Here is a 13247-nt window from a genome sequence, read left to right on the forward strand (position 1 = left end):
GGCTCGCTCCCACAGTTGATCGCATTCCCCTGTGGGAGCGAGCCTGCTCGCGAGAGTGAGCGCAGCGAACGATTTCAAATTCAATTGAATCTCAAGGCGAACGAATGAAGATTTCCCGTCAGGCCTACGCCGACATGTTCGGCCCCACCGTCGGTGACAAGGTCCGTCTGGCCGATACCGAGCTGTGGATCGAAGTGGAAAAAGACTTCACCACCTACGGCGAAGAAGTGAAATTCGGTGGCGGCAAAGTCATCCGTGATGGCCAGGGGCAGAGTCAATTACTGGCCGCCGAAGTGGTCGACACCTTGATCACCAACGCGCTGATCATCGACCACTGGGGCATCGTCAAAGCCGACGTCGGCCTCAAAGACGGCCGCATCGCCGCCATCGGCAAGGCCGGCAACCCGGACATCCAGCCGGACGTGACCATCGCGGTCGGCGCCAGCACCGAAGTCATTGCCGGTGAAGGCATGATCCTCACCGCTGGCGGCATCGACACACACATCCATTTCATCTGCCCGCAACAGATCGAAGAAGCATTGATGAGCGGCGTCACCACCATGATCGGCGGCGGCACCGGCCCGGCCACCGGCACCAACGCCACCACCTGCACGTCCGGGCCGTGGCACCTGGCGCGTATGCTCCAGGCTGCCGATGCATTCCCGATGAACATTGGCTTTACCGGCAAGGGCAACGCGAGCCTGCCGGAGCCGTTGATCGAGCAGGTCAAGGCCGGCGCCATCGGCCTCAAGCTGCACGAAGACTGGGGCACCACCCCGGCGAGCATCGACAACTGCCTGAACGTCGCCGACCAGTACGATGTGCAGGTGGCGATTCATACCGACACCCTTAACGAGTCGGGCTTCGTCGAAACCACCCTCGCCGCCTTCAAGGGTCGCACCATCCACACCTATCACACCGAAGGCGCGGGGGGCGGTCATGCCCCGGACATCATCAAGGCCTGCGGCTTTGCCAACGTGCTGCCGAGCTCGACCAACCCGACCCGGCCGTTCACCCGCAACACCATCGACGAACACCTCGACATGCTGATGGTCTGCCACCACCTGGACCCGAGCATTGCCGAAGACGTGGCCTTCGCCGAAAGCCGCATCCGCCGCGAAACCATCGCCGCCGAAGACATCCTGCATGACCTCGGCGCGTTCTCGATGATCAGCTCCGACAGCCAGGCCATGGGCCGTGTCGGCGAAGTCATCACGCGCACCTGGCAGACCGCCGACAAGATGAAAAAGCAGCGCGGCCCGCTTCCCGGGGATGGCGAAGGCAACGACAACTTCCGCGCCAAACGCTACATCGCCAAGTACACGATCAACCCGGCGATCACCCATGGCATCAGCCATGAGGTGGGCTCGGTGGAAGTGGGTAAATGGGCGGATCTGGTGCTCTGGCGTCCGGCGTTTTTTGGCGTCAAGCCGACCTTGATCCTCAAGGGCGGGGCCATTGCGGCCAGCTTGATGGGCGATGCCAATGCTTCCATTCCGACGCCGCAACCGGTGCATTACCGCCCGATGTTTGCCAGCTACGGCGGCTCGTTGCACGCCACCAGCCTGACCTTCATCAGCCAGGCAGCCCAAGAAGCAGGCCTTCCCGAGGCCTTGGGTTTGAAGAAGAAAATCGCAGTGGTCAAAGGGTGCCGCGAGGTGCAGAAAACCGACTTGATCCACAACGACTACCTGCCGACCATTGATGTCGACCCACAGACCTATCAAGTCAAGGCCGACGGTGTCCTGCTGTGGTGCGAGCCCGCCGACGTGCTGCCGATGGCCCAGCGATATTTCCTGTTTTGATCGTTCTGTCTGCCTGACAATCCCGGGGGCCCGGCGAACCAGCCCCCCGGGAAAAGCAGCCCCATCAACTGTCCGGCTGCACGACAAAGGGCAGTTCTACCCTTTGCAGTTTTGCCCGGTCGATCGCCTGTTGGGTGAAGGTTTTGAGCAACGCCTTTTGCTCTTCATCGATCGTCTTCAACTCAGCAGCGTATTGCGCATCGGTCATGATGCGTCCCGGTGCAAAGTCGCTTTCCGGCTTGTTCAGTTCCGCGCCGAGCACCCTGAGCGCTTCCTTCAGCCGAGCCTTTTGCTCAAGGGTCAGCGTTGTGTCGTTCGCACGCTGGTCCAAGGCCATATAGAAGTCTGTCGTGGCATCGATCCGGCGCCTGAACACTTTGAAAGCCCGTCGGTTGACACCCTCGACATAGGATGACCAGAACGGCTGTTCGACAAGCAAATCACCGAGCAGCTCACCTTCCTCAAGGTCGAGCACACGCAGGTAAGCATTGTCGGTCATCGCCGAGGTGACACCCGCGATCCCTCGGAACTGCATGTTTCGAGACTGCCAGGGCAAGTCCAGCCGTTCGGCAAGATCGGTCATGAACGCCAGGTGAACTTCCACCTCATCGATCGTGCCCATCACCTCCCCCATGGCATTGACACGCCTGAACTCCTCGCCCATCGCCTCGCGTTCGGAAATGGTTTTGCGGGCAATCCTGCTCAGTTCATCCAGACGTGACTTGCCTCGCGCCAGCGTGACCAGTTCACCCTCCACCAGCGAAGGATTGGCCAACTCATAGGCTTCATGAATCAGCACCTCCAGGCCCATGGCATTGAACAGCTGCGCGCCCGCATCGACGCACGTTGTGGGCACCGTACTCATGGTGAAGAGTTTTTGCCGAAGCTCGGTATTTTTCGACATCGCCTCGAGCATGCGCCAGACCTTGGCGGTCATATCGACCCGAAACCCGAGGTCGTGCTTGAAGTGCCCCGACTCGGTGAGTTTGCGGATTTCGTTGAAAAAACCGACCGATCCGCGCTCATCCTCGACACTGTTCCAGACCGCTTGCTTCGCCACCCATTCCGGCCGTGTCATGCCCTCCTCCCAGTCGAGACTGTCACGCACACCACGGGGAGGATAAGGTCGATCGGGGTCCATGCCGATGGACTCGATGTAGTCCCTGAGCGTTTGCAGATTGGCCTCGGCCAACCACTGCGGCTCTCGGCTCAGCAAGGTGCGCGCCAGCAATTCCGCCTGAGCGGAGCCAGGGGGCACTGCCGGAATGTGGGTGATTTCGTTGCGCTGCAAATCCAGGAAAAAATGCCGGAACCGCGGTTGTGCGAACAGCCCCTGCGGCCAGGTGTGCACGCCGGTGTCCGCCAGGATCAGCGTATGCAACCTTCTCATGCCGCCAATATCCGGGACTTGCCCCAACGGATTGCCAAACAGGTCCAGAACCTCCAGTCGTGTCAGGTTGCGCAGGTCCGCGACGCCTTGTGCATCCAGGACAATACGGTTGCCTCGCATGTTGAGTTCCGTCAGCGCGCGCATGCGGCGGATGGCACCGGGAACAGCGGAGAACGCATTGCCGTTGACGTTGAGCGAACGCAAGCGGGGAAAATGATCGAGAAAGGAACTGTGTGCGTCGGTCAATTCGGACAGGGTCAGATTGAGGCGCGTGACGTGATCGAAATTACCTTCCAGGGCAGGCATGGTGCGCAGATGACGCCCCAGCGGGATGTTTTCCAGGTCGAGCACAACGCCCTGCAGATGACCGAATGAATCCACGTGGCGCAACCCGGTGTGCTGCCAGCATTCCCTGATCTCTTTGTATAAAGCGTTTCTGGCTTGCCATTCGGCGACGCCGGCAGGCGTGAAGCTGTACGCTTCGGTCGGCGATTTCAACCAGCGTTGAAAACTGGCGTTGAGCCGATCGAATTCCGCTTCGAGTGCGCTGGCCCTCTGCTCCAGACTGAGTTCGCTGCCACTCATCTGCAGATAGGCCAAGGCTTCGGCCTCCGTCCATCCGGGGCGGACAACACGCACCCGCTCTTGCGGCGTCATGGGTTCGTTGATTCGACTTAGCCCATGAGCCACCCCGCGCATGCCGCCACGCAGGCGCATCGTGACGGGGTCATACGCCGGTTTGCGTACAGGGTTATCGCCCAGAAGCGCGCTGAACCTGTCCCGTGGCAATGGCGTTTTTTGAATGGCGGACTTGAGCGTGGCACCTTGGTTGACGTGATACCCCAGCGCGTTTCGCTCGGCATCCGGCAAGGCATGCAACACCGACGCGTATAAATCATCGGCCCCGTGCAATTGCAGATCATCGGTATCGCGCGCCTGGTATTGGCCGTCCTCGCTGACCAGGATTCTGCGGTGGGTGGCGTCCGTCGGGCCGACGCTGTCGCGCAACGGGCCATCGAATGAAAACTCACGGATTTCGATCCGCACGTTTTCGGGCCAGCCGGGTAGCGCCTGCATCGAGTGCAACGCCAGCCGCTCGGTGTCCACACCGAACGCCGCGTCGAGAAAGAGCCCTTCATAAGCGCGCGCGGTTCGTATGGCCCGCAAGGCCACTCCTACCCGCTCCCTGAGTTGCAAGGGGATGCGCGACGGCTCGGTGATGTCGAGCCGGTCTTGCGGCTCGATGTCGGCGAGCAGTTCCCGGGCTACCGCAGCGGGGAGCCCATTGAACGCATCCTGAAGCACCTGCACCTGGGGGTTGTCGGTTTGCTGCAAACGGCGACTCAGCGCGTCAAGCAGAGCTGCGCGGCGACTGTCTGCTCGCCCGGCCAGCTGGTTTTTCAAGGCATCGATGCGGACTTGCTCGTCCGTTGAAATGCCCTGCCCGAGCAGCGCGTGGATATCGGCCTCGTTCGCAAACTTCACGGCACGCTCCGGCAGTTTCCCTGAACGAACCTCGGCACGACTTATCTTCAGCGTGTCAGCGGGCAGAGCATCGACGTTGCCGAATTTGATCGAGCGCCCGCTATGCCCAGGGCCGTCAAACAGCTCGATGCCTTTTTGCTCAGGCCATCCGGGCCATTCAACCAGCAAGCGGGGCACCTGCTCGACGAATGCTTGCGGAACCTCGTTGAGCCTTATCTGCCCGGGCAGTTTTTGCACTTCGGCCCAGGCCTGGAAGCGTTCGATCGTGTCGGTCAGCAACGCGGGCGGCGGTTCGCTGACCACATGCAAGCGACGCAATTCGTCCTCCTCCATGCCGCTGACGAGACGAATATGCTCCAGGGTGTTATCAGAAAAGCCCTCGACCGTCGGGCCCAGGCGCCGCATGAGGGTGGTTTTGTCCCACTCGATGGGACGGTCGAGTTCGGTTTTCCACGCGCCGCCACCGTTGTGCTCCAGTGTCGGCTGATAAGCCTGTGGCCGGGCCGGGTGTTGCAAGCGTGGCTGGCCGGTGCGTGAATCGTTGATCACTTCGAAGTGTTGGTTTTCATGCTTGAGGAAGTCCTTTTCGCTGTGCCGATACAGCCCCTGCTCGCTTGGCTTGGCCTCGGCGGGCAACACCACGTCATGGGCGTAGGGCGAAAGGTCCTGCTTCCAGAGGCGCGTCTGGCCGTCGGCCAGATCAACCTTTTTCAACCGGTTGATAAACGCCGATGGTTTGACCGACGCCGCCGCACCGGCCGGCAAGACATGCCCGGCGCCCATAATGGCCAACTGCGCGAAATTGATCATGACGCCGGTGAGATGGGACGCCGCGTCTTCCTTGTCACCCTTGCTCCAGTCTTCGAAGCCTTCCAGGGTTTCCAGGACCATCTGCCCGACCATGACGGCCAGCATCGCTTCGCCCAGGCCGGGCACCAGCATGGCGCCGAAATTGAACACGTTCCAGCCGATGTTCAGATAACTGATCAGCCGGTTCCAACGGGTGGTGGCGTCTTCATCGCCGGTCGGCACGGCGATGTGCCGCGCATCGGCAATCGCTTTCTCCCTGCGCCATAGACTTGTTTGCGCCCAGAGATCGCCCGAAATGATATGGGTGACAGGCTCTGCGTTGGCATTTTCAACGGCGCTCTCCCGCCACCACGGCCCCATGTCCAGCGGCTCTCGCTGTTTCCAGGTGAAGGTCGAGAGGCGCTCGCGAACCCGGGCAAAAAACTTGCCCTGGTCTTTTTGCGCGACAAAACGGCTGAAAAACTGTTGATAACCCGGCGAGCGCAACTGGCTCGTCAGCGCCTTCATGAAGTCAGTGAAGGACTCGTATTCCTTGAAGGGGTGGTCGGGATCATCGGGGACATACGCAATCAGCGTCCCCTCCAGACGACTTTGTTGATAAGCATCGTCCCGTTGCAACATGGCCTCAACGAGACCGCTGGGGCCATTGGCGAAAAACGCCTGGAGCAACTTGAACTGATCAAACTCCTGCCCCGGGAGCAGTGTCAGACGTCGCGACCATTCCAGCATCGTTCGTTGATGCTGTGGAATCAGCGCGTCGTAAACCCGTTTGATTTTCGAAGGGTCCGCCACTGCACTGAACAACACAATGCCGGACAGCCTGAACCCCATGATCGCCAGCCGGTGGCATTGCAGGGGCCGACGGCCCATCAAAATGCCTTGTTCGTTGTCACGAATCTGCCGGAGTTTCCCGTAGCCATAGGACGTGATGTCTTTTTTCAGATACGCGATCAGTGCCGATTCGTGAAACGCGGCTTTTTCACTGGCCGTGCATTGCTGCACGACGGACGCTCTGGCCGTCACCTCTTCGGGCATCAGCAATGCCTTGATGTGACGCTGATAGTGCGCACCGATATCGAGCGTGCGGCACAGGGCGGCAAATTTTTCGACCGTCAGCGTATGCCGCTGAAGTTCGTTTTCGTCGTCCCTGATGAAGATGCCCGAGCCATCGCGAAACGCGCCCTCCTGCGTTTCGGGGGCCTCGAAATTGTGCAGGGCCGCTTCCAGCAATGATGATTGCCTGAGCCGACTGGCATGGGTATCGATGCCAATGGCCAGATTGGCGGGGACGTACAGCCGAATCAGCGTCGCGTTGACGTCCAGTTCCAGGTTCAAATGCTCTTTCAAAGCCTGGACCAGCAAGGGCTCGGCGAAGGCAAGAATGTCCTGCTGTACATTCTTCAGCGCCGCGTCCAATGGCCCCTGAAGGCGCCAGCGCTCGTCGATCAACTCCTTGAGGTACTGGCGATCAATGGCGCTTGAATTCAAATACCACTCAGGAAACTCCGGTTTCGAATGGGCAAAGGCAACCAGGCGTGAGGCGGGCGCATCTTTGACCGGCGCGGGCAGTTTGCCCAGCAGATAATCACGATACACATTGTTATTCACTTCTCTTGCCTGCCCGGCAATGGCTGGCCGACCCGGGCTGTCCGAACGTTCACTCATTTCGCAAATCCTTATGCGACGAATTGAACCACCAGATTATTGGCTGGCGACGAAAACAAAAGCTCAAAAAACAACGCCAAAATCACGAATACATCAACGTCGCATTCGATTTAAGAATCTAAAAAACAGGCAATTACCACCCGAACCCCGTACAAAAGTGCTCCCCCGCGTAATGGTAGTTTTTAGCGGACAGCAAAGGGGCTAAGATGCGCCAGAATTCCCATCAGGAAACCGGACATGCGCCTACCCGATTTCATCAGGCAACACGTAGACCGTATCGTCGATGAATGGGAGCAGTTCGCCAGCACCATTACCCCGGCGGCCGAGCACATGGACAAGGTCGCCCTGCGCGATCACGCCAAGGTCATTTTGCTGGCCGCCGCGCGTGACATGACCACCGCGCAAACCTCCAGTGAACAGATGGCCAAGGCCAAGGGCGAAGGCCCGGAAAAAACCCCGAGCCTGGACGAGGCCGGTGCCAGTCATGGCGAACTGCGGCATACCGTGGGGTTTGATCTGGTACAGATGACATCGGAATTCCGTCATTTGCGTGCCTGCGTCATCCGTTTGTGGGTCGACAGCCTGGCGTCTCCGGACATGGCCTATTTCCAGGACATGATCCGTTTCAACGAAGCCATTGACGAAGCACTCGCCGAATCCACCGCGGCCTACGCCGAGCAGGTCAATCGTTCGCGGGATATCTTTCTGGCGATCCTGGGGCATGACCTGCGGGCACCCTTGCAAGCGGTGAGCATGTCCACCGAATTACTGCTGCGCAAAGCCAAGCTTGAAGGCGATGCGCTGACCTGCGCGGTCAACATCAAGCACGGCGCGCGGCACATGGCGGCGATGGTCGGCGATTTGCTGGAGCTGGTGCGCAGTCGCCTGGGTAAAAGCCTGCCGATCGAGCGGGCACCCATGGACCTGGCCGATGCCGCCCATGCGGCGATTGCCGAAGCCTGCGCCGGTAACCCCGAGTGCGATCCGACGGTCCACGTAAAGGGTGACACCCGAGGCGCCTGGGATGCCGGACGAGTGAGTCAACTGTTGCAGAACCTGATCGGCAACGCCTTGCAGCATGGGTTGAACAAGCGTGACGTAACGGTGACCCTGACGGGCGAGCCGGACGCGGTTCGCCTCACGGTGCATAACTATGGCGCTCCGATCCCCGAGGAAGCGATCGGCACGATTTTCGATCCGCTGGTGCGCAGCGCTGACGAGCAGCTCGGCCAACCCTCCACCAGCCTTGGTTTGGGGTTATTTATCGTCAAGGAAGTGGTCGATGCACACGGCGGGACGATCGAGGTCAGTTCCAGCGAAGCGGACGGCACGCTGTTTACCGTGGTGTTGCCGCGCAAGGTTTAATACCACGGACCGCGTCATCGTTCATCGCCAGCAGGCTCGCTCCCACTGTTGACCCGTATTCCTTCTGGAAGAACCCGATCCAATGTGGGAGCGAGCCTGCTCGCGAAGGGGTCGTGTCAAGCGACACAAAACCAGCAGAACACTACTCGACGACCAACCGCCCCAACCGCTGCTTGAGCATGCGATTCTCCGCCCGCAGCTGCTGGACCTCTTCAAGCAGGTCCAGCGCCAGGGCGACGCCTTCCCACTCCAGCTCCAGATCGCGCCGCAGCTTGGCGGCGCGCTTGGCCAGAGCCAGCTCGTAATCGTTGAAAACCCAATCCTTGGGCTGCTTGCCCTGAGGTTCGAGGATGCCGTGCTCGACGATTTCGATCACGTAGACGTCCGACAGCTCGGTCGCCTCACAGAATTCTGCCATGTCCAGTTGAACGATCAGGGGCTTGCTCATGATGGGCGACTCCGTCTCTTGGATCAGAAATTTTCTCTCGGGTCGAAAGCGGCTTTTTTCGCCAGTTCTTCCCACAGCGCCTTGACCTCGTCGCTCGAAGTCTTGGGCATCACGGCCTTCAATTGCACGAACAGGTAGCCACGCTCGCCCGCCTTGTTCAGCAGACCGTGCCCCTTGGCGCGCATGCGCTGGCCGTTCTGGCTGCCGGCCGGCACCTTGAGGTTGATCTTGCCGGTCAGTGTAGGCACGGCGACTTCGGTACCCAGCGCCAACTCCCAGGGCGCCAGCGGCAAGGTAATGATCAGGTTTTCGCCTTCGACGTCGAATTTTGGGTGCGGCGCAAAGCGAATGATCAGGAACAGATCGCCGTTGGCCCCGCCACCGATGCCCGGCGCCCCCTGGCCCTTGAGGCGGATGCGCTCGCCGTCGGTCACACCGGCCGGGATTTTCACGTTCAGGCTTTTGCTGGTGTTGCTGACGTGCTGGCCGGCCGCGTTGTACTGCGGCACCTGGAAGGAGACCTTCTTCGACTCGTTCGACAGGCTTTCTTCCAGAAAAATCGGTAGTTCCATTTCCACGTCTTGCCCTCGGCGCCCGGCACTGCGGCCCGACTGTCCACCACCAAAACCCGGACCACGGTTGCCGAAGATCGAACTGAAGAAGTCCGAAAAATCGCCCGTGTCCTGACCACCGCCGAACCCACCGCCGCCACGGCCCTGCCAACCCGGCGGCCCCTGGAACGGTTGGCCGTGCTGGCCGTATTTGCGCAAGTCGTCATATTCGGCGCGCTTGTCGGCACTTTTCAGCGCTTCATAAGCTTCCGAGGCGTCCTTGAACTTGGCCTCGGCGTCCTTTTCCTTGCTGACATCGGGGTGGTATTTGCGCGCCAGTTTCCGATAAGCCGCCTTGATCGTCTTATCGTCCGCGGTCGGTTCCACACCGAGAATCTTGTAATAGTCTTTGAAGTCCATCTAAGGATCACCATCCGTTATCGATATCGCGCCGTCACCGTAGTCTGCGCGTATTTCCAGGCGCCGGGTTGACCGATCTCAAGTTTGTGACCGGGTAGCGCGTCAGAAGTTTATCGGCAGCAGTGGGCGGTTCTTGCGACCGTCCGATGGCTGCCAGGCTCAATGCAGACAAGTTTGGGGCATCCGGCCATCTTATCAAGGCGCCATTGGTGTATTTAGCGGATAGTCGGCCTTCGAATCTGCGCCGCACTGACATACACTGCGCGGCCGTTTTTTAACCGGAACCTGAAAGTCATGAAAAACGCATCTCCAGCCCGTGCCTGTGGTATCGACTTCGGCACGTCCAACTCCACCGTCGGCTGGCTGCGCCCCGGCATGGAAACGCTGATCGCGCTGGAGGACGACAAGATCACCCTGCCGTCGGTGGTGTTCTTCAACATGGAAGAACGCCGCCCGGTGTACGGTCGGCTGGCGCTGCACGAGTACCTGGAAGGCTACGAAGGCCGGCTGATGCGCTCGCTCAAGAGCCTGCTGGGCTCCAAGCTGATCAAGCACGACACCAGCGTCCTCGGCACGGCGATGCCGTTCAAGGACCTGCTCGGGCTGTTTATCGGCCAGTTGAAGAAGCGCGCCGAGACGGCCGCCGGTCGGGAATTCGAGGAAGTGGTGCTGGGCCGCCCGGTGTTCTTCGTCGATGACGACGAAATGGCCGACCAGGAGGCCGAGAACACCCTGGTGGACGTGGCGCGCGCCATCGGCTTCAAGGATGTGTCGTTCCAGTACGAACCGATTGCGGCGGCATTCGACTACGAGTCGACCATCGAAAAGGAAGAGCTGGTGCTGATCGTCGACATCGGCGGTGGTACCTCCGACTTCTCGCTGGTGCGCCTGTCCCCGGAGCGCCGCACCCACGACAACCGTCACGACGACATCCTCGCCACCGGCGGCGTGCACATCGGCGGGACCGACTTCGACAAGCAGTTGAGCCTGCAAGGCCTGATGCCGTTGTTCGGCTACGGCAGCCGCATGAAGAGCGGCGCCTACATGCCCACCAGCCACCACATGAACCTGGCGACCTGGCACACCATCAACTCGGTGTACTCGCAGAAGTCGACCCTGGCCCTGGGCAGCATGCGCTACGACATCGAAGACACCGGCGGTATCGATCGCCTGTTCAAGCTGATCGACCAGCGCGCCGGACACTGGCTGGCCATGGAAGTGGAAGAAACCAAGATCCAGCTGACCCACGCCGACAGCCGCCATGTGCCGCTGGACCGCATCGAGCCGGGCTTGAGCGTTGAGCTGAGTCGCGCACTGTTCGAGTCGGCCATCGACAACCTGCTGGAGCGCGTGCGCAACAGCGTGACCCAACTGCTGAACGACGCCAACGTGCGGGTCGATCAGGTCGACACGGTGTTCTTCACGGGCGGTTCGAGCGGCATTCCGGCGCTGCGCAACAGCGTGTCGGCGATGTTGCCGAATGCGCGGCATGTGGAAGGGAACATCTTCGGCAGCATCGGCAGCGGGTTGGCGATCGAGGCGATGAAGCGTTACGGCACGATGGACTGATTCGCAACCCGAGGTAGTGATCGTTACCACGCTCTGCGTGGGAATGCATCCCGTGACGCTCCGCGTCACAGCCTCATCAACGGACGCAGAGCGTCCATGGCGGCATTCCCACGCAGAGCGTGAGAACGATTATGGGGTGGTTACACCATCCCCACCTGCTTCAACTCACTCTTCAGGTACGCGTAATAAATCGGCCCCGCCACCACCCCTGGCAGGCCGAACGCGGCCTCGAACACCAGCATTGCCAGCAGCAACTCCCACGACTTGGCACTGATCTGCCCGCCGACAATGCGCGCGTTGAGGAAGTATTCGAGCTTGTGGATAAAAATCAGATAACCCAGCGCCGCCATGGCGACCCAGATCGACAGCGACAAGCCGACGATGGTGATCAGCGTGTTCGACATCAGGTTGCCGATCACCGGTAACAGACCGAGCAGGAAGGTCAGCACGATCAGGGTTTTGGTCAGCGGCAGCTGGACGCCGAACATCGGCAGGATCACCGCCAGGAAGATCCCGGTAAAGAAGGTGTTGAGCAGGGAAATCTTGATCTGGGCGAAGACGATATTGCGAAACGCCTGGACCAGCAGGTGCAGGCGGTCGAACAACGCGGCAGCCAGCGGCTTGCGCTTGGTCACGTCCGGTATGCGCTGCAAGGCGATGATCGCCCCGAGCACCATGCCGATCAGCAGCGTCACAAACATGTGCGCCGCGTCCTTGCCGACCAGTTGCAAGTCGCTCAGGTGCTTGCTCATCCACTCGCCGATGGCCACGCGAAACTCCGCGGCACTGGCCGGAAGATAGGCGTCGATGAACGGCGGCAGCTGCCCGCGCGCGCGGTCAACCACGTGCATGAATTTGTCGAGCGATGCGCCCGGGTTTTCCGCCTCGTGCAGCAAAAAGCTGATGGCGCCGGCAAAAATCAGGGTCAACACGCTGACCACTAACGTCCCGAGCAACGCCACCGCCAGCCAGCGCGCGCGTCGACCTTCGATCAGCCGCTGCAACTGCGGGGTGAGCATGTTGACCAGTTCGAACACCAGCAACCCGGCCAGCAGGCTAGGCAGCAGTCGCAGCGGGATCACCAGCAGCAAACCACCAAAGATGATGACCCAACTGATCAGCAGCAAAACGTGGCGTTGAGAAAACGTTGGCATACAGCCTCAAAACGAACGACGTAAAAGGATTGGCAGTCTGCCAGCGTTCGCAGGCCAGCACTAGGGATTGTGTAGGGCGACCTTAGTGGGGCGTGGGCGATTTTTTATAGCGGCCATGCTGGCCCCTTCGCGAGCAGGCTCGCTCCCACATCAGTCCTACGAACACAGTTCCATTGTGGGAGCGGGCTTGCTCGCAAAGGGGCCCTCACAGCCACCACAATCTGCCGCCCGTTATGACTCAGTTATTTATTTTTTCTTCAGGCAATCACTCATGAATGCTTTGCGCTCATCACCCTTAAGCGCTTTGGTCGCCGCATCGGCGTTGCAGGTTTTCATTTTCTCTTGCTGAGGGGTCAAGGTCTTGGCGTCATTGGCGGCCGGTGCCGCCTTGAGGCAGGTGCTCATGAAGGCTTTGCGCTCGTCGCCCTTGAGGCCTTTCGCGGTAGCGTCAGCGTTGCAGGTGGTCATCTTGTTCTGTTGCTCAGTGGCGGCGAAGCCCTGGGCACTAAGCAGCAAACCGATCATCAACAAAGGGACACGCAACTTCATCATGGAGTTTTCTCCTTGTTGCCGCACCGAGGGGTG

Annotated in this window: 8 protein-coding genes; 3 read left to right on the plus strand and 5 right to left on the minus strand. The window is 60.2% G+C overall.

Features of this window, described 5'->3' with window-relative positions; all coding sequences use genetic code 11:
* Positions 1-104: 104 nt before the first annotated feature.
* A complete protein-coding gene (gene ureC / locus QMX98_RS16115) occupies positions 105-1805 on the plus strand; it encodes an urease subunit alpha (protein WP_010464104.1) in 1701 nt (566 codons plus the stop codon).
* Positions 1806-1869: 64 nt separating this feature from the next.
* On the opposite strand, the gene QMX98_RS16120 is transcribed toward ureC, so the two are convergent.
* Complete coding sequence (locus QMX98_RS16120; RefSeq protein WP_282411053.1) at positions 1870-7155, minus strand: DUF6543 domain-containing protein; 5286 nt, start codon at positions 7153-7155, stop codon at positions 1870-1872.
* Positions 7156-7392: 237 nt separating this feature from the next.
* Here QMX98_RS16120 and QMX98_RS16125 point away from each other — a divergent pair, with 237 nt between their 5' ends.
* On the plus strand, positions 7393-8520 hold the full coding sequence (locus tag QMX98_RS16125) for a HAMP domain-containing sensor histidine kinase (RefSeq protein ID WP_282411054.1): 1128 nt from the start codon (positions 7393-7395) through the stop codon (positions 8518-8520).
* 142 nt (positions 8521-8662) lie between these two features.
* Here the strand turns inward: QMX98_RS16125 and QMX98_RS16130 are convergent, their stop codons facing one another.
* Entirely contained in the window at positions 8663-8968 is a 306-nt protein-coding gene (locus QMX98_RS16130; protein WP_010464108.1) for a chaperone modulator CbpM, read from the minus strand.
* A 23-nt stretch (positions 8969-8991) separates the two neighbouring features.
* Complete coding sequence (locus tag QMX98_RS16135) at positions 8992-9939, minus strand: DnaJ C-terminal domain-containing protein (RefSeq protein ID WP_010464109.1); 948 nt, start codon at positions 9937-9939, stop codon at positions 8992-8994.
* 294 nt (positions 9940-10233) lie between these two features.
* On the opposite strand from QMX98_RS16135, the gene QMX98_RS16140 reads away from it, so the two are divergent.
* The gene (locus QMX98_RS16140; RefSeq protein WP_145310282.1) at positions 10234-11508 is read left to right on the plus strand and encodes an Hsp70 family protein; all 1275 of its coding nucleotides are present in this window, start codon (positions 10234-10236) and stop codon (positions 11506-11508) included.
* A 140-nt stretch (positions 11509-11648) separates the two neighbouring features.
* On the opposite strand, the gene QMX98_RS16145 is transcribed toward QMX98_RS16140, so the two are convergent.
* Both QMX98_RS16145 and QMX98_RS16150 read right to left on the minus strand, forming a co-directional pair.
* A complete protein-coding gene (locus QMX98_RS16145; RefSeq protein WP_010464112.1) occupies positions 11649-12662 on the minus strand; it encodes an AI-2E family transporter in 1014 nt (337 codons plus the stop codon).
* Between the two features lie 246 nt (positions 12663-12908).
* On the minus strand, positions 12909-13214 hold the full coding sequence (locus QMX98_RS16150; protein ID WP_282411055.1) for a PsiF family protein: 306 nt from the start codon (positions 13212-13214) through the stop codon (positions 12909-12911).
* Positions 13215-13247 lie beyond the last annotated feature (33 nt).

The organism is Pseudomonas sp. PS02303 (assembly GCF_029959925.1).
GTDB classification, from domain to species: domain Bacteria; phylum Pseudomonadota; class Gammaproteobacteria; order Pseudomonadales; family Pseudomonadaceae; genus Aquipseudomonas; species Aquipseudomonas mandelii.